The organism is Escherichia sp. MOD1-EC5990 (genome assembly GCF_002965285.1).
Taxonomy (GTDB): Bacteria; Pseudomonadota; Gammaproteobacteria; order Enterobacterales; family Enterobacteriaceae; genus Escherichia; species Escherichia coli_F.
In genome coordinates, this window is the sequence record NZ_PTRV01000001.1 from 44,914 (window position 1) to 61,951 (window position 17,038).

General features: G+C 51.4%; 18 protein-coding genes. 1 reads left to right on the plus strand and 17 read right to left on the minus strand.

All coding sequences use genetic code 11. From position 1 onward, the window contains the following. Positions 1 to 105: 105 nt before the first annotated feature. Genes ycfP through hinT form a run of 6 tightly spaced genes read right to left on the minus strand, consistent with a single transcriptional unit; the run spans position 106 to position 3,906 of the window. On the minus strand, positions 106 to 648 hold the full coding sequence (ycfP, locus tag BEB42_RS00250; protein WP_000587933.1) for an alpha/beta hydrolase YcfP: 543 nt from the start codon (positions 646 to 648) through the stop codon (positions 106 to 108). Positions 649 to 670: 22 nt separating this feature from the next. Further along, the gene (gene nagZ, locus BEB42_RS00255; RefSeq protein ID WP_105267106.1) at positions 671 to 1,696 is read right to left on the minus strand and encodes a beta-N-acetylhexosaminidase; all 1,026 of its coding nucleotides are present in this window, start codon (positions 1,694 to 1,696) and stop codon (positions 671 to 673) included. Positions 1,697 to 1,706: 10 nt separating this feature from the next. After that, the gene (thiK, locus tag BEB42_RS00260; RefSeq protein WP_001116587.1) at positions 1,707 to 2,531 is read right to left on the minus strand and encodes a thiamine kinase; all 825 of its coding nucleotides are present in this window, start codon (positions 2,529 to 2,531) and stop codon (positions 1,707 to 1,709) included. Then, positions 2,512 to 3,153, minus strand: a complete 642-nt coding sequence (lpoB, locus tag BEB42_RS00265) for a penicillin-binding protein activator LpoB (RefSeq protein WP_000594312.1) — start codon at positions 3,151 to 3,153, stop codon at positions 2,512 to 2,514. The genes thiK and lpoB overlap by 20 nt, the downstream gene beginning before the upstream one ends. 13 nt (positions 3,154 to 3,166) lie before the next feature. Then, positions 3,167 to 3,544: a YcfL family protein gene (locus BEB42_RS00270; RefSeq protein ID WP_001225293.1), complete on the minus strand. Its 378-nt coding sequence runs from the start codon at positions 3,542 to 3,544 to the stop codon at positions 3,167 to 3,169. A 2-nt stretch (positions 3,545 to 3,546) separates the two neighbouring features. Continuing rightward, positions 3,547 to 3,906, minus strand: coding sequence for a purine nucleoside phosphoramidase (gene hinT / locus BEB42_RS00275; protein WP_000807125.1), 360 nt, complete (start codon positions 3,904 to 3,906; stop codon positions 3,547 to 3,549). 333 nt (positions 3,907 to 4,239) lie between these two features. Here hinT and fhuE point away from each other — a divergent pair, with 333 nt between their 5' ends. Next, a complete protein-coding gene (gene fhuE, locus BEB42_RS00280) occupies positions 4,240 to 6,429 on the plus strand; it encodes a ferric-rhodotorulic acid/ferric-coprogen receptor FhuE (protein WP_000953426.1) in 2,190 nt (729 codons plus the stop codon). A gap of 59 nt (positions 6,430 to 6,488) precedes the next feature. Here the strand turns inward: fhuE and ptsG are convergent, their stop codons facing one another. The 11 genes from ptsG to fabH all read right to left on the minus strand — a co-directional run bounded on the left by ptsG (position 6,489) and on the right by fabH (position 17,031). Then, positions 6,489 to 7,922, minus strand: a complete 1,434-nt coding sequence (gene ptsG / locus BEB42_RS00285) for a PTS glucose transporter subunit IIBC (protein WP_000475716.1) — start codon at positions 7,920 to 7,922, stop codon at positions 6,489 to 6,491. A 293-nt stretch (positions 7,923 to 8,215) separates the two neighbouring features. Beyond that, the gene (locus BEB42_RS00290) at positions 8,216 to 9,013 is read right to left on the minus strand and encodes a metal-dependent hydrolase (protein ID WP_000480245.1); all 798 of its coding nucleotides are present in this window, start codon (positions 9,011 to 9,013) and stop codon (positions 8,216 to 8,218) included. A 10-nt stretch (positions 9,014 to 9,023) separates the two neighbouring features. Further along, positions 9,024 to 10,028 (minus strand): DNA polymerase III subunit delta', encoded by a 1,005-nt coding sequence (holB, locus tag BEB42_RS00295; protein WP_001267966.1) that lies wholly within the window; start codon positions 10,026 to 10,028, stop codon positions 9,024 to 9,026. Beyond that, a complete protein-coding gene (gene tmk, locus BEB42_RS00300) occupies positions 10,025 to 10,666 on the minus strand; it encodes a dTMP kinase (RefSeq protein WP_001257014.1) in 642 nt (213 codons plus the stop codon). The genes holB and tmk overlap by 4 nt, the downstream gene beginning before the upstream one ends. Next, a complete protein-coding gene (yceG, locus tag BEB42_RS00305) occupies positions 10,656 to 11,678 on the minus strand; it encodes a cell division protein YceG (RefSeq protein ID WP_000756838.1) in 1,023 nt (340 codons plus the stop codon). The genes tmk and yceG overlap by 11 nt, the downstream gene beginning before the upstream one ends. Before the next feature lie 2 nt (positions 11,679 to 11,680). Then, positions 11,681 to 12,490: an aminodeoxychorismate lyase gene (gene pabC, locus BEB42_RS00310; RefSeq protein WP_000478670.1), complete on the minus strand. Its 810-nt coding sequence runs from the start codon at positions 12,488 to 12,490 to the stop codon at positions 11,681 to 11,683. A gap of 119 nt (positions 12,491 to 12,609) precedes the next feature. Next, positions 12,610 to 13,851: a beta-ketoacyl-ACP synthase II gene (fabF, locus tag BEB42_RS00315; protein ID WP_000044678.1), complete on the minus strand. Its 1,242-nt coding sequence runs from the start codon at positions 13,849 to 13,851 to the stop codon at positions 12,610 to 12,612. Positions 13,852 to 13,938: 87 nt separating this feature from the next. Then, positions 13,939 to 14,175, minus strand: a complete 237-nt coding sequence (gene acpP, locus BEB42_RS00320; protein ID WP_000103754.1) for an acyl carrier protein — start codon at positions 14,173 to 14,175, stop codon at positions 13,939 to 13,941. 210 nt (positions 14,176 to 14,385) lie between these two features. Then, the gene (gene fabG / locus BEB42_RS00325) at positions 14,386 to 15,120 is read right to left on the minus strand and encodes a 3-oxoacyl-ACP reductase FabG (RefSeq protein WP_001008535.1); all 735 of its coding nucleotides are present in this window, start codon (positions 15,118 to 15,120) and stop codon (positions 14,386 to 14,388) included. Positions 15,121 to 15,132: 12 nt separating this feature from the next. Continuing rightward, positions 15,133 to 16,062, minus strand: coding sequence for an ACP S-malonyltransferase (fabD, locus tag BEB42_RS00330; RefSeq protein ID WP_000191372.1), 930 nt, complete (start codon positions 16,060 to 16,062; stop codon positions 15,133 to 15,135). 15 nt (positions 16,063 to 16,077) lie between these two features. Continuing rightward, entirely contained in the window at positions 16,078 to 17,031 is a 954-nt protein-coding gene (gene fabH, locus BEB42_RS00335; RefSeq protein WP_000288124.1) for a beta-ketoacyl-ACP synthase III, read from the minus strand. Positions 17,032 to 17,038 lie beyond the last annotated feature (7 nt).

The following is a 17,038-nucleotide window of genomic DNA, read 5'->3' on the forward strand; positions in this document are numbered from 1 at the left end:
ATTGCCAGTGTCGGATGTGGCGTGAACGCCTTATCCGATCTACAGAATCTACAGAATCTGGAACGCATCAGGTATCAGCAAGGTTACCTGATGCGACGAGGGCATTTAACCGAGGGTTTTGAACGCTTTAATGCGCTGCAAATGCGGGGAGATATTCTTGAATTTGTGCGTCTGCTCTTCGTCCCAGACAATCTCGTAATAATGATGCAACTCTTCAGATGTCCGCTGGCTGTTAAGCGCTTCATCGTTACGCGACAAAATCACCAGACAACGATCGCGATTCTTCTCGCGGAAGTTGGTCACACACTTAGTGGCAATATCGGCATACTCTTCCGGGCGATCAATCTTGCCTTCCATGTTCTCATAAGGGAACAAATTAGGATTGAAGATCACCTGGCGGATATCGCAAAGAAAACCAATTCGCTCCGCCCAGTATCCGCCCAGACCAACGCCGCATATCAGCGGACGCTCATCGACGTTTAGTTGCAGCATTTTGTCCACTTCTTTGAGCAGATGCTGCATATCATGTTTCGGATGCCGCGTACTGTAGCTTATCAAGCGTACATCCGGGTCAATAAACTGCAATTGTAAGACTTTCTCGTGGTTACCCGGACTGTTAGAGTCAAAACCGTGTAAATAGATAATCATCGCTTCCTCACATAAGCCAGGGTTAGTGACCTGCTTTCTCTTCCTGCCAGCGTTCATGTAACTGATTCAGACGGGCGCTGATCTCTTTCCAGCGAGCCGAGTCCATCAGTTCCTGTCGCGAAAATGAACCTTTATGATACAAACGTGTAACACGTTCTGCCTTGATCGGTGACAGATTATCTAACACGCTGACGGCCCCTTTACGATTATTGCAGACCAGGATCATATCGCAACCCGCGTCCAGTGATGCCTGCCCGCGTTCGGCATAACTGCCCATAATCGCGGCTCCTTCCATCGATAAATCGTCAGAGAAAATCACGCCATCAAAACCCAGTTCCTGACGCAAAACGGTTTTCAGCCAATAGGGAGAACCGCTCGCAGGACGCGGATCGACATCACTGTAGATCACATGCGCAGGCATAATGGCGTCGAGTTTATTTTCGCGGATTAATGTGCTGAAGACCGACATATCTTTAGCGCGAATCTCCGCTTGCGGACGTGGGTCACACGGTGTTTCTTTGTGTGAGTCTGCCGTTACTGCACCGTGTCCTGGGAAGTGTTTCCCGGTAGTTTTCATTCCGGCTTCATGCATACCATCAATAAACCGGCTGGCAATTGCCAGGGCTTTTTCGGGATCGGCATGATAAGAACGCTCACCAATCGCCGCGCTGATATGCCCGACGTCCAGCACTGGCGCAAAGCTGATATCAATATCCATAGCAATCATTTCGCTGGCCATCAACCAACCTGCCTCTTGCGCCAGTTTTCCGCCTTCTTCCATTCCCAACAGCGCAGCAAATGATTGTGCCGCTGGCAAGCGGGTAAAACCTTCACGAAAACGCTGCACGCGTCCACCTTCCTGATCAACCGCCACCACCAGATGATTGCGCGAAGCTGCGCGGATCTGGCGCACCAGTTCACGTAACTGGGCAGGATCATGATAGTTACGCGTAAAGAGAATCAGCCCTCCCACCAGCGGATGCGCCAGTATTTCACGCTCTTCCGCGTCCAGTTCGTAACCTTCGACATCCAACATTACTGGACCCACACTGCTCTCCTTATTGTTTTATTAATAGCTGCCGCCAGGTGTCATCGGCCAGCCTGATAAATTGTTGATCGCCGGTTTGTCGCCAGCGGTACTCAAACCACCCTGCTTTGAGCATCAGCAGCCAGGGAAACCATCGCCTGACCTGACGCCATAATTGCGCCGGATAAATCTTCGCGCGAGTGGCATAGTCATTGACCAATTGCCGGTGCTGGTCAGTATTTTCCACCCACACCGCCGCCAGTTCCAGCGCGATATCACCATCTCCGGCATACTCCCAGTCGATGAGTTTTAACCCTGACGCGCTATGCACTAAATTTCCGGCGTGGACATCCATATGCAATGGACTTAAGCGTAAAGGCCGTGGTTCCCGCGCTTTGCGCAGACGTTTTAACCTTCGCAGCCAACCCACTGTCCGCCGCGCCGGATCGCTTTGCTGCCAGTACAGTTCCAGTAACGGCAACAGCGTTATTCGCCAGCCAAAACGCGGTTGTTGATGTAGATAATACAGCAAGCCTGCCAGTTCGTTGGTATCCGGCAAATACGTTTTTACCTCGCCGGGCAGATAGTCGACCACCATCCAGTCACGGAGATATAAATGCGGCTTCGGTGCAATGCATGCGGGTAGTTGTGATAAAGCCCGATACTGGCGCAAGAACGCGAACCGCGGCGCATCAGGATCGTGCGGCTGACGCACAACAAAACGCTGGCCCTGATGTTCAATGAGAAAACTCCCGCCACTAAGCCCACTATTAAACGTCGTGACGGGATGAAATTGCGGGAAAAAGCGCGACAGCAATTCGTCGCGCGTGATGGGATTATTGCTGCGAAACGGCACCTTTACCTGACCAGATAATTTCACCCGTCTGCACCAGCATCAGCTGCATTTGTAGGGTCGGAGCGTTAACGTTGCCAGAGGCGCTGGAGTACAGCACGTAATGAGCGCCGACATTGCGGGCAATGCCTATGGCTTTACTACGGGTACCTAAACTGTCCTGCGGCGACAAACCTAACTGTTGCTTCGCCATCGACAGCTGCTGGGCGGAAACCAGGGTAAATTTACCGTTATTAGCCAGCGCATTTCGCAGCGTTTCGGTCGCTTCTGCGGCATTCAGCGAACCGTTAGTACGGTTGTTAACGCTATCAACCAGAAGGACGCTACCCGCAGTCACCCCGTCAGCCCCAAGCATCTTACTGACCATCGGCTGCATTGCGCCATTCCAGTCATAATAGCGAATATGCGGTGCAGGCGGTGCAGTTTGATCTTCGTGCTCAATTGGGCCTGGCTGCTGCGGGATCGTCGGCACCGAGGGCACTGTGGGGACAGGCTGTTGTGGCTCGGCTGGTTGTTCCGGCGCTGGTTTCACTTCTTCTACCGGTGCAGGTTCACGTTGCCCCACACACCCGGCGAGAAACATCGCCAGCGCGGCAATCAAAGCGTAGCGACTCATTTTTATCATCAAGATTCACCCCTTACAAATATAGATAAAGTCTGACTTTGTGCGCCCCCAGAAAATTGGCGCTGCCGTATAGCGTTACCGCCGAATGTGCGGGAATGGTAACGCTGCGTGGCGTTTCCAGAGGATGCATCTCAAGTCCTCTGGCGTCATACCAGTAAAAACGATAATGAACGGTAACGGGTTCTTGCCTTTCGTTATAAAGCGTTGAGGATGCTGAAGGTTGAATATCAGACGTCGAAAGGACGGGCTTTTCTGCACTGATGCCCGCAGCCAATAAAGATGACTCCATCACCAGCGATTGCTCATCATTCACCGGAATTTCCGGATGTGAACGACAGCCCACCAGCACTAACAACGCCAGAGACACCAGCCCAAAGCATCCTTTTCTCATCGTTACAGACCTTTATGCGCCAGCATGGGTCCCAGCGGACGGCCACCCAACAAGTGCATATGGATGTGATACACCTCTTGTCCGCCATGGCGATTGGTGTTCATGATCAGACGATAGCCATCTTCGGCAATACCTTCTTGCTCAGCAATTTTTGCCGCTACGGTGATCATGCGTCCCAGCGCCTGCTCATGCTCAGCAGACACGTCGTTCACAGTCGGAATGAGGATATTTGGAATGATCAGAATATGCGTTGGCGCTTGCGGCGAAATATCGCGAAACGCCGTTACCAGATCATCCTGGTAGACGATATCGGAGGGGATCTCACGACGAATAATTTTGCTAAATATAGTTTCTTCTGCCACGACATTTTCCTTTTTCAAATAGCCATGCGTTGCGCCATGCTACGCCGCGCCATACTGCGAGTATAGAGTATGGTCGAGTTAAACCTGCTCTTTCAACCTTAACTCACGATTTCTTAAGCAAAAAATCGTTTTGCTGCCGTATATATCGCCATTATTCCCATTTCTGCCTGCGAATTCGCTGAAAAGACATTCTTTGTTTGGTTTACATGTCAAATATGAATGCGTATATTTCTCATTTGCATTTGCATGCAAAATTATTCGCACACTAAATATAACCGCTCATCATCCTCCTCCTGCATGAGCCTGACGACAACATAAACCAAGAGATTTCAAATGCTTTCAACACAATTTAACAGGGATAATCAACATCAAACCACCTCCAAACCGTCACTACTTGCCGCCTGCATAGCACTGGCACTCTTACCTTCCGCCGCTTTTGCTGCACCAGCCACTGAAGAAACGGTGATTGTTGAGGGTTCAGCCACTACTCCAGTTGATGACGAAAATGATTACAGCGTAACGTCTACCTCTGCGGGTACCAAAATGCAGATGACTCAACGTGATATTCCTCAGTCGGTCACTATTGTTAGCCAGCAGCGGATGGAAGATCAGCAGTTACAAACGCTGGGCGAAGTGATGGAAAACACGCTGGGGATCAGCAAAAGTCAGGCGGATTCCGATCGTGCTCTTTATTATTCCCGCGGATTCCAGATCGATAACTATATGGTTGATGGTATCCCCACCTATTTTGAATCGCGCTGGAATCTGGGCGACGCACTTTCTGATATGGCACTGTTTGAACGCGTAGAAGTAGTGCGTGGCGCGACAGGACTCATGACCGGTACGGGTAATCCATCTGCGGCAATTAATATGGTTCGAAAACACGCGACCAGTCGTGAATTTAAAGGCGATGTCTCGGCAGAATACGGTAGCTGGAACAAAGAACGGTATGTGGCGGATTTACAAAGTCCACTCACCGAAGATGGTAAAATCCGCGCGCGAATTGTCGGCGGCTACCAGAATAACGACTCATGGCTGGACCGCTACAACAGTGAAAAGACCTTCTTCTCCGGCATTGTTGATGCTGATTTAGGCGATCTTACGACGCTTTCAGCCGGTTACGAATATCAGCGCATTGATGTTAATAGCCCAACGTGGGGCGGTTTACCGCGCTGGAATACTGATGGCAGCAGCAACAGTTACGATCGCGCACGCAGTACCGCACCTGACTGGGCGTACAACGATAAAGAGATCAACAAGGTCTTTATGACCCTGAAGCAGCGGTTTGCTGATACCTGGCAAGCGACACTGAATGCCACCCACTCCGAAGTCGAATTTGACAGCAAAATGATGTATGTCGATGCCTATGTAAACAAAGCGGATGGTATGCTGGTTGGGCCATACAGTAATTATGGACCTGGCTTTGATTATGTCGGCGGCACCGGTTGGAACAGCGGCAAACGTAAAGTTGATGCGCTGGATTTGTTTGCTGACGGTAGTTATGAATTGTTTGGTCGTCAGCACAATCTAATGTTTGGTGGCAGTTACAGCAAACAAAACAATCGTTACTTCAGTTCATGGGCCAACATCTTCCCGGATGAAATTGGCAGTTTCTACAACTTTAATGGCAATTTCCCACAAACCGACTGGTCACCACAGAATCTGGCGCAGGACGATACCACACATATGAAATCGTTATATGCTGTCACTCGTGTCACCCTTGCCGATCCGCTGCATCTGATCCTCGGCGCACGTTATACCAACTGGCGGGTTGATACGCTGACTTACAGCATGGAGAAAAACCACACCACGCCTTATGCTGGTCTGGTGTTTGACATTAATGACAACTGGTCGACCTACGCCAGCTATACCTCTATTTTCCAGCCGCAAAATGATCGTGACAGTTCAGGCAAATATCTGGCTCCAATCACCGGTAACAACTACGAGCTGGGTCTGAAATCGGACTGGATGAATAGCCGTCTGACCACCACGTTAGCCATCTTCCGTATTGAGCAGGATAATGTCGCTCAGTCCACCGGTACACCTATCCCCGGCAGCAACGGCGAAACCGCCTATAAAGCGGTGGATGGGACAGTCAGTAAAGGTGTGGAATTTGAACTCAACGGCGCAATTACCGACAACTGGCAGCTGACGTTTGGCGCAACGCGCTATATTGCAGAAGATAACGAAGGAAACGCCGTTAATCCTAATCTGCCACGCACCACGGTTAAAATGTTCACCAGCTATCGGTTGCCTGTCATGCCAGAGTTGACGGTCGGCGGTGGTGTTAACTGGCAAAATCGCGTGTATACCGACACCGTGACACCGTATGGCACCTTCCGCGCCGAGCAAGGTAGCTACGCGCTGGTGGATCTCTTCACCCGCTACCAGGTGACGAAAAACTTCTCGTTACAGGGGAACGTCAATAACCTGTTCGACAAAACCTACGATACCAACGTGGAAGGTTCTATCGTCTACGGCGCACCGCGTAATTTCAGCATTACCGGCACGTATCAATTCTGAATAACACCTGTAAAAAAGGCAGCCATCTGGCTGCCTTAGTCTCCCCAACGTCTTACGGATTAGTGGTTACGGATGTACTCATCCATCTCGGTTTTCAGGTTATCGGATTTAGTACCGAAAATCGCCTGAACACCAGAACCAGCAACCACTACGCCCGCTGCGCCCAGTTTCTTCAGGCCAGCCTGATCCACTTTAGACACATCAGCAACGCTGACGCGCAGACGGGTAATACATGCGTCGAGGTTAGTGATGTTTTCTTTACCACCAAACGCAGCAACCAGAGCCGGTGCCATTTCGCTGGTACCTGTCGCTTTTGCATCATCAGTCGCGTCTTCACGACCCGGCGTTTTCAGATCCAGTGCTTTAATCAGCACGCGGAAGATGGTGTAGTAAACAATTGCATAACCGATACCGACGATCGGGAACAGCCACAGTTTGCTGCTGTTACCAGACAGAACGATGAAGTCGATCAGACCGTGCGAGAACGACGTACCGTCACGCATCCCCAGAAGAATACAGATTGGGAATGCCAGGCCTGCCAGAATCGCGTGGATGATGTACAGGATCGGCGCAACGAACATGAAGGAGAACTCGATCGGCTCGGTGATACCGGTCAGGAACGAGGTCAGCGCCGCGGAGATCATGATACCGCCCACTTTCGCGCGGTTTTCCGGTTTAGCAGAGTGCCAGATAGCAATTGCGGCAGCTGGCAGACCGTACATTTTGAACAGGAAGCCGCCAGACAGTTTACCCGCAGTCGGGTCACCCGCCATATAACGCGGAATGTCGCCGTGGAAAACCTGACCTGCAGCGTTGGTGTATTCACCAATCTGCATCTGGAAAGGTACGTTCCAGATGTGGTGCAGACCAAACGGTACCAGGCAACGTTCGATGAAACCGTAAATGCCAAACGCAACTACCGGGTTCTGGTAAGCAGCCCACTGAGAGAAGGTCTGGATTGCAGAACCAATAGGCGGCCAAATGAAGGACAGCACAACGCCAGTAAAGATGGCAGCCAGGCCGGAAATGATCGGCACAAAGCGTTTACCGGCAAAGAAGCCAAGATACTCAGGCAGCTTAATACGGTAGAAACGGTTAAACATGTACGCTGCGATCGCACCGGAGATAATCCCCCCGAGTACGCCAGTATCCGCCAGGTGTTTAGAGGCGATTTCTTCAGCAGGTAAATGCAGTACCAGTGGCGCAACCACGGCCATGGTTTTAACCATGATGCCATAGGCAACAACTGCGGCCAGCGCGGATACGCCATCGTTATTGGTAAAGCCGAGGGCGACACCGATCGCAAAAATCAGTGGCATGTTTGCAAAGACGGAACCGCCTGCTTCTGCCATAACATGCGATACAACGGCGGGCAGCCAGCTGAAATTCGCGGAACCGACGCCCAGCAGAATACCTGCGATAGGCAGTACGGATACCGGCAGCATCAGCGATTTACCGACCTTTTGCAGGTTAGCAAATGCATTCTTAAACATAATTGAGAGTGCTCCTGAGTATGGGTGCTTTTTTACGTTCTCACGCGTGGCAAGGGGGGAGAGCCTCGCCGTGTACAGGGCATCTAAGCGCCCTTTATTTATTACACAGAGTAAAATAATTCAGTGCCGATTTGTTTGACGGCTATCACGTTTCAACTTCAGATCATTGGAGAAGTTGCACATTTTGACAAAACATATGTCACAATATTTCAAACGTGGTTATTCACCGCCCAATTTTCGGCGGTGAACTTTACTCGTTTTAGCCATTAATTACGAGCTTTAAAAAAACTCATTCAACGGATGGATTGAAGGCGGGAAGCGTCGATGTGAAACAGACGGGCGAAGTTATCGGTGGTTACCTGCGCCAGTTCTTCAACGGCAACACCTTTCAACACAGCCATGTATTCTGCAACGTCACGAACCATCGCAGGTTGATTCTCTTTTCCTCGATGCGGAACCGGTGCAAGGTAAGGTGAGTCAGTTTCTACCAGTAACCGATCGAGGGGGACATAACGCGCGGCATCGCGCAGTTGCTCCGCATTACGGAAGGTCACAATGCCGGAAAAGGAGATGTAAAATCCGAGATCCAGTAATTTACCCGCCGTTTCTCTGTCCTCTGTAAAACAGTGTAGTACGCCACCGCAATCCGTCACTTTTTCTTCGCGCAGAATTGCCAGCGTATCGGCGCGGGCGTCACGGGTGTGGACGATAACCGGCTTGTTCAGTTCACGACCAATCTGGATATGATGGATGAAGGACTCTTGCTGCCGTACTTTAGTTTCCGGCGTGTAATAATAATCCAACCCGGTTTCACCCAGCGCAACAACGCCCTCTTCTGCCGCCAGACGGCGTAAATCTTCTACATCGTAGGGATCATTCTGGTTGAGTGGATGCACGCCACAAGAAAATACGACGTTGTCACGTTCGCCTACCAGATCCCGCATGTGTAAATAACCCGGTAATGTTGTGGCGACTGCCAGACAAAATTTCACATCGCGTGCGGCGGCTTTCGCCAGAACGTCATCCACGTCCTTATGCAAAGATTCATAATCCAGACCATCGAGATGGCAGTGTGAGTCGACTAAAAACATGATGTCTCTCTTAAAGATGAGGAACCGGTAGCACAACGCCCGGTTGCAGGTAATGCTCAATACGCAGTAAAAGATCGGTGATGAGAAGCTCGCGGTTAATACCTGTGACAGACATTAACTGTTCACGAATGTGGCAAACATCCCCCAGTATAGCCTGCAGACGCGAGGGAGAAAGATGGTTTGCCAGTTCGACGACCAGGCCCGGCACATCAACATTGGTAACCTGCGCAGCGCCATGATGGCGTTTTAGCGCATCCATCAGCAACGTTGCCAGCCAGTGTAAACGCGCCGGAGCTTGTTCATGATTAAGGGCCGCTAGCAGCGAATACCAGTCGCCCGATTGCACGCTATATGCCAGCGCCTGACACAATGTTTCACGAGCCTGCCAGATATCTCCCTGAAACAACGCCAGTGCCGCACCAGGCGAACCGGCGCTTAAGCGCAATGCGGCAAGTAATGCATCCTGTGACATTGTCACTTCGCGTGAAAGCCAGGTCACGGCGTACTGTTCCGGCGGCGGCGCAAGGTAATGTAACCGACAACGACTACGTAATGTTGCCAGTAAACGTTCAGGCTCGCGGGTAGCAAGGAAAAACCAGGTTTCTGCTGGCGGCTCTTCAAGCGTTTTCAGCAATGCGTTAGCCGCGGCGTCAGTCAGTAAGGCAGCATCGGTTACCCAGACAACTTTCGCACCACCTAAGCGTGCGTGCTCATTTAACTTTTCGGTGACTTCACGTACCGCATCAATGCCCAGCGCATTTTTCCCTTTTTCGGGAGCCAGGGTGTAATAATCGGGATGCGTGCCAGCCTGCATCAACTGACATCCACGACAGTGACCGCAACTTTTGTGGCCCTGCGGTTGTTGGCAAAGTAAATAACGGCTCAGGGCGTAGATTAAAGCATCCTCGCCCATACCCGGTAACGCCTGAATGAGTAGCGCATGGTGACCTCTTCCGGCCTGATAGCTGGCTACCAGTTTTTCGAAATCAGGTCGTAACCATGGATACCATCTCATGCGTCCAACTCCTTCACCCAATTGGTCACGGTAGTGCGGATTGCATCCATCACGGACTCCAGCGGCTGGGTGGCATCAATGGTATGAATGCTTTTATCTTGTGCTGCCAGTTCCAGATAGCGGGCGCGGGTGCGATTAAAGAAATCGAAAGACTCTTGCTCAATACGATCCAGCTCGCCGCGCGCACGCGCGCGTTTTAAGCCAACTTCCGGAGTAACATCGAGATAGAGCGTTAAGTCGGGGCGAAAATCCCCGAGAACAGCATCACGCAGTGTTGCCAGCATATGTTGGTCAATACCACGTCCGCCCCCCTGATACGCCTGAGTGGAGAGATCGTGGCGATCGCCAATCACCCAGGTGCCGTTAGTCAGCGCAGGTTTGATGACCGTTTCTACCAGTTGAACGCGCGCGGCATAAAACATCAGAACTTCGGCTTTATCGGTAATGACTTCATCGCCTACCGATTTGATATCCAGCACCAGGCTTCTTAACTTTTCGGCAAGTTGCGTACCGCCAGGTTCCCGAGTGAAAACCATGTCGCGGATACCCAGTTGCTCGAGCGTCTCAACCACCACGTTACGCGCGGTAGTTTTGCCTGCGCCTTCCAGCCCCTCAATGACGATATACTTACTGCGCATTTTTTTCCTTAAGCACTTTCAGATAATCCTGCACAGACTTGTTATGACTGGCAAGATTGGTATTAAACGTGTGACCACCTTTACCATCGGCCACAAAATAGAGATACGGCGTTTTTGCCGGATGCGCAGCAGCCTTCAGCGAATCCGCCCCCGGCGTCGCTATCGCACCTGGCGGCAAACCGGTAATGGTATAGGTGTTATACGCTGTCGGCGTTTCCAGGTCTGCACGAGAAAGTTTGCCATTATAACGCTCTCCCATCCCGTAAATCACGGTCGGGTCGGTCTGCAGGCGCATACCAATGCGTAAACGGTTGATAAATACTGAGGCAACCTGATCGCGTTCGCTGGCAACGGCGGTTTCTTTTTCGATAATTGATGCCATCGTCACCAACTGGTTTTTATCTTTATAAGGCAGACCGTCCGCACGCCCTTCCCAGGCGCTATCGACCGCTTTCACCATTTTCTTGTGCGCTCGCTTGAGTAACGCGACATCGGTGGTATTGGCGGTATACATCCAGGTGTCTGGCCAGAACCAACCTTCAATCCACTCCGGGTTTTCCAGTTCAAGTGCCTGCGCTACGGTAGCGTACTTATCATCGCTTAGCGTGTGCTTGATATACGGGGCCTCACGCAATTGCTTGAGGTAATCGCTCAAACGCATCCCTTCTACCAGTCGCAGGGGGAACTGTGCTTCTTTACCGCTTTCCAGCAATTTCAGCATCTCACGTACGGTCATCTGCGGTGTAAAGCGGTAAGTCCCGGCTTTAAAGTGAGAAAGATCCGGTTCGATACGCAGCAGCCATTGAAAAACCCGTGGGCGATTGATGATCTTATCGGCATAAAGCTGTTCACCGAGCGCCAGACGTCCGGTCCCTGGCTTCAGGGTAAATATCGTCTCTTCTTTGATAAGCAATTTGCTGTCGGCAAGATGGCGAACCTTCCAGACGCCCACCCCAGCGGCGATACCCAGTACCACCAGCAATAACAAGATAATCAATAACACTTTTTTCATGACTAATTCGGGCGCTCACAAAGTGGGGCTAAATATTCATATAACGTTGCTGACGAAAAGGAGACATCGCCACAGGCACGTACGGGCATCACTGGCATTAACGCATTACAAATAACCAACTCATCTGCCTGCAACGCCTCTTCCAGAGTGGCTTGCACTTCGACAAGCTGATAAGAGGATTGTGCCAGTAAACGGATACAGAATTGTCGCATAATGCCGTTAACACCTGCCTGCTCCAGTCGCGGCGTATAAACTACATTGCCCTTCCGCCAGAACAAATTAGCCGCACAGCATTCCGTAACCCACCCTTCGCTGTCAAGGACCAACGCCTCATCGGCATTTGTCTGCTCAAGATGAGAGCGAATCAATACTTGTTCAAGCCGATTAAGATGTTTAATACCTGCAAGATGAGGATTGCGCCCCAGCCGCACCGGGCTTAGCGCCAACATCATTCCCTCGTTACGCAAACGATCGTAATGTGCAGGATAAGCCGTAACGGAGAGAATCCGCGTTGCCGGTCCGCTGTTCAATGTGCTGTACCCTCGCCCGCCACTACCGCGACTGATCACGACCTTCAGCACACCATTCTGCTGTTCTGCTGCCAGCGTTTTCATCTCTTGTTCAAGCTGAGGCCAGAAGTCACAGGAAATCATCAACCGCTGACAAGCATCCTGTAGTCGCTGGATATGTGCCGCTAACAAACTGACTTTACCGTCGATAACTCTGGCGGTGGTAAAACAACCATCACCAAACTGCGTTGCTCGATCGCTTACTGCCAGCGATTCCTGCTTATGACCGTTAATTAAGAACATACCGGCTCCTTATCAGAGAATTGTTAGTGTGGCAGCATGTTCACTACAGAACAAGTCGGAATAAAAGCTAAGAAAAAAGGCCCGCAAGCGGACCTTTTATAAGGGTGGGAAATGACAACTTAGATCTTTTTAAAGATCAAAGAACCATTAGTGCCACCGAAGCCGAAAGAGTTACACAGAGTGTATTCCATTCCGCTAACCTGACGCGCTTCGTGCGGTACGAAATCCAGATCGCAACCTTCATCCGGGTTATCCAGGTTGATGGTTGGCGGAACAGCCTGATCGCGCAGCGCCAGGATGGAGTAGATAGACTCTACTGCACCCGCCGCACCTAACAGGTGACCGGTCATAGATTTCGTGGAGCTCACCAACACACGGCTGGCAGCTTCACCGAAGATGCTTTTAACAGCCTGCGCTTCAGCTTTATCGCCAGCCGGTGTAGAAGTACCGTGCGCGTTAACGTAGCCAATCTGACTCGCTTCAATGCCTGCATCACGCAGAGCATTTGCCATTGCCAGAGCTGCGCCTGCGCCGTTTTCTGGCGGTGACGTCATATGGTAAGCATCGCTGCTCATACCAAAGCCAACGAGTTCAGCGTAAATTTTCGCCCCGCGTTTTTTCGCGTGTTCGTACTCTTCCAGTACCAGCATACCGGCACCATCGCCCAGTACGAAACCATCGCGCTCTTTATCCCACGGGCGGCTCGCCGCTTGCGGGTTATCATTGCGGGTAGATAATGCACGTGCCGCGCCAAAACCACCAACGCCCAGCGGCGTACTGGCTTTCTCTGCGCCACCTGCAACCATCACGTCAGCATCGCCATACGCGATAATACGCGCAGCATGACCGATGTTGTGCACGCCAGAAGTACAGGCGGTCGCGATAGAGATGCTTGGGCCACGCAGGCCATACATGATAGTCAGATGACCTGCCACCATGTTCACAATCGTTGACGGAACGAAGAATGGGCTGATCTTACGTGGGCCACCATTCATCAGAGATGTGTGGTTTTCTTCAATCAGTCCGAGGCCGCCAATCCCGGAGCCAATTGCGGCACCAATACGGGTTGCGTTCTCTTCCGTTATTTCAAGGCCAGAATCCTGCATGGCCTGAACGCCAGCGACAATTCCATATTGAATGAAGGCATCCATCTTGCGCTGTTCTTTGCGCGAGATAATGTCCTCACAGTTAAAATCCTTTACTAAGCCAGCAAATTTCGTTGCATAGGCGCTAGTATCGAAATGGTCGATTAGGCTGATGCCACTCTGACCGGCAAGCAGAGCTTTCCAGGTAGACTCTACGGTATTGCCGACAGGAGACAACATGCCCAGTCCGGTCACAACTACACGACGCTTAGACACGTTTGTCCTCCAGGGAGGGAAAAAATGATTCTAGTGGGACAAAAAGATAAAACTCAGGCGGTCGAACGACCGCCTGGAGATGTTCACTTACGCCTGGTGGCCGTTGATGTAATCAATGGCAGCCTGAACGGTGGTGATTTTCTCAGCTTCTTCGTCCGGAATCTCAGTATCAAACTCTTCTTCCAGAGCCATTACCAGCTCAACGGTGTCAAGAGAATCCGCGCCCAGGTCTTCAACGAAAGAAGCATTGTTGGTAACTTCTTCCTGCTTAACGCCCAGCTGTTCGCCGATAATTTTCTTAACGCGTTCTTCGATAGTGCTCATACTCTTAAATTTCCTATCAAAACTCGCTTTCGCGATGGTTTTCGTAGTGTATAAAATGTTGAAAAATTTGCAACTAAATCCCGGCAGGTCTTACCACGATTTTACGTTATTTTGAGGCCTTACCCCCCAATAACGCAAATCATTTTGCACTAATTATTACTCATAACCACGCAGACTGCGCGCAACATGAGCATTTTGTGCAAATCGCGGTCAGACCATGTACATCCCGCCGTTCACATGCAAAGTTTCACCCGTGATGTAAGCTGCTTCGTCGGATGCCAGGAATGCAACCGCGTTGGCGATTTCCTGTGCACCGCCGAGGCGACCCGCAGGAACCTGCGCCAGGATACCCGCACGCTGGTCATCGCTCAGCGCACGTGTCATGTCCGTTTCAATAAAGCCCGGAGCAACAACGTTTACAGTAATACCGCGTGACGCAACTTCGCGCGCCAGTGATTTACTGAAGCCGATCAAGCCCGCTTTCGCCGCAGCGTAGTTGGCCTGACCGCCATTTCCCATGGTACCAACCACAGAACCGATAGTGATAATGCGACCATGACGCTTTTTCATCATAGCGCGCATTACCGCTTTTGACAGACGGAAAACAGATGAAAGGTTGGTTTCGATAATATCGTTCCACTCTTCATCTTTCATTCGCATTAACAGGTTATCACGAGTGATACCGGCATTATTGACCAGGATATCCACTTCACCAAATTCTGCGCGAATTTTTTCCAGAACAGATTCGATAGATGCCGGGTCGGTCACATTCAACATCAGACCTTTGCCGTTGGCACCTAAATAATCACTGATCGCCTGAGCGCCATTTTCACTGGTCGCAGTGCCGATAACTTTCGCGCCACGGGCTGCGAGCGTTTCAGCAATTGCGCGGCCAATTCCGCGGCTTGCACCGGTTACCAGTGCGATTTTTCCTTCAAAATTCATGATTTTCCTCTTTTAAAGCTCGAGCGCCGCTGCCATCGCTGAAGGTTCGTTCAGCGCCGAGGCGGTCAGGGTGTCGACAATGCGTTTCGTCAGGCCAGTAAGCACTTTGCCCGGGCCGACTTCATAGAGATGTTCTACGCCTTGCGCTGCCATGTATTCAACAGACTTCGTCCACTGAACCGGGTTGTACAACTGACGTACCAGTGCGTCACGGATGGCATCACCATTGGTTTCGCATTTCACATCAACGTTATTCACAACAGGAACTGTTGGTGCGTTAAAGGTGATTTTCGCTAATTCTACTGCCAGTTTGTCGGCTGCCGGTTTCATCAACGCACAGTGAGACGGTACGCTCACTGGCAACGGCAGCGCGCGTTTTGCGCCTGCAGCTTTACAGGCAGCGCCAGCACGCTCAACGGCTTCTTTATGTCCCGCAATTACCACCTGGCCTGGAGAGTTGAAGTTTACCGGAGAAACCACCTGACCTTCTGCAGCTTCTTCACACGCTTTCGCAATAGACGCATCATCCAGACCGATGATTGCCGCCATAGCGCCCGTTCCTTCCGGTACGGCTTCTTGCATGAACTTGCCGCGCATCTCAACCAGACGCACCGCATCAGCGAAATCAATCACACCAGCGCAAACCAGCGCAGAGTATTCCCCGAGGCTGTGACCGGCCATCATCGCTGGTGCTTTACCGCCCTGCTGCTGCCATACGCGGTACAGCGCAACTGATGCAGTCAACAGCGCTGGCTGAGTTTGCCAGGTTTTATTAAGTTCTTCGGCTGGCCCCTGCTGAGTCAGCGCCCACAGGTCATAACCCAGCGCCGCAGAAGCTTCAGCAAACGTTTCTTCGACAATGGGATAGCTCGCCGCCATATCAGCCAGCATTCCAACGGTTTGAGAACCCTGTCCAGGGAACACAAATGCAAATTGCGTCATGTTTTAATCCTTATCCTAGAAACGAACCAGCGCGGAGCCCCAGGTGAATCCACCGCCAAAGGCTTCAAGCAGAACCAACTGCCCCGGCTTAATGCGCCCGTCACGTACAGCTTCATCCAGCGCGCACGGGACAGAGGCCGCAGAGGTATTACCGTGGCGATCCAGCGTCACCACGACATTGTCCATCGACATGCCGAGTTTTTTCGCCGTTGCACTGATAATACGCAGGTTAGCCTGATGCGGCACCAGCCAGTCCAGTTGAGAACGGTCAAGATTATTCGCCGCCAGCGTCTCATCAACGATGTGCGCCAGTTCCGTTACCGCAACCTTGAAGACTTCGTTGCCCGCCATCGTCAGATGAATTGAATTCTCTGGATTCACACGGTCAGCATTAGGCAGCGTCAGCAATTCACCATAGCTACCATCGGCGTGCAGATGGGTAGAGATGATTCCCGGCTCTTCAGAGGCAGCCAACACCGCAGCGCCCGCGCCATCGCCAAAAATAATAATAGTCCCGCGATCTGTTGGATCACAGGTGCGCGCCAGTACATCGGAACCGACGACCAGAGCATACTTCACCGCCCCAGATTTCACGTATTGATCGGCTACGCTTAACGCGTAGGTGAAACCTGCGCAGGCTGCTGCAACGTCAAATGCCGGGCAACCTTTAATACCCAACATGCTTTGAATCTGACATGCTGCGCTCGGGAAAGCGTGCGTAGCAGAAGTCGTTGCCACAACGATCAGGCCAATCTGGTCTTTATCAATGCACGCCATCTCAATTGCGCGTGTCGCCGCTTCAAAGCCCATGGTTGAAACGGTTTCGTTTGGTGCAGCAATGTGGCGTTCGCGGATGCCGGTACGAGTGACAATCCACTCGTCAGAGGTATCCACCATTTTTTCCAAATCGGCGTTTGTCCGCACTTGTTCGGGCAGATAGCTGCCAGTACCAATAATCTTCGTATACATGTACGCT

Coding starts and splice junctions, on each gene's coding strand:
- ptsG (WP_000475716.1), bottom strand. CDS start 7,922: ATGTTTAAGAATGCATTTGCTAACCTGCAAAAGGTCGGTAAATCGCTG.
- fabH (WP_000288124.1), bottom strand. CDS start 17,031: ATGTATACGAAGATTATTGGTACTGGCAGCTATCTGCCCGAACAAGTG.
- BEB42_RS00270 (WP_001225293.1), bottom strand. CDS start 3,544: ATGAGAAAAGGATGCTTTGGGCTGGTGTCTCTGGCGTTGTTAGTGCTG.
- yceG (WP_000756838.1), bottom strand. CDS start 11,678: ATGAAAAAAGTGTTATTGATTATCTTGTTATTGCTGGTGGTACTGGGT.
- acpP (WP_000103754.1), bottom strand. CDS start 14,175: ATGAGCACTATCGAAGAACGCGTTAAGAAAATTATCGGCGAACAGCTG.
- lpoB (WP_000594312.1), bottom strand. CDS start 3,153: ATGATAAAAATGAGTCGCTACGCTTTGATTGCCGCGCTGGCGATGTTT.
- ycfP (WP_000587933.1), bottom strand. CDS start 648: ATGATTATCTATTTACACGGTTTTGACTCTAACAGTCCGGGTAACCAC.
- fhuE (WP_000953426.1), top strand. CDS start 4,240: ATGCTTTCAACACAATTTAACAGGGATAATCAACATCAAACCACCTCC.
- fabG (WP_001008535.1), bottom strand. CDS start 15,120: ATGAATTTTGAAGGAAAAATCGCACTGGTAACCGGTGCAAGCCGCGGA.
- BEB42_RS00290 (WP_000480245.1), bottom strand. CDS start 9,013: ATGTTTTTAGTCGACTCACACTGCCATCTCGATGGTCTGGATTATGAA.
- holB (WP_001267966.1), bottom strand. CDS start 10,028: ATGAGATGGTATCCATGGTTACGACCTGATTTCGAAAAACTGGTAGCC.
- fabD (WP_000191372.1), bottom strand. CDS start 16,062: ATGACGCAATTTGCATTTGTGTTCCCTGGACAGGGTTCTCAAACCGTT.
- pabC (WP_000478670.1), bottom strand. CDS start 12,490: ATGTTCTTAATTAACGGTCATAAGCAGGAATCGCTGGCAGTAAGCGAT.
- tmk (WP_001257014.1), bottom strand. CDS start 10,666: ATGCGCAGTAAGTATATCGTCATTGAGGGGCTGGAAGGCGCAGGCAAA.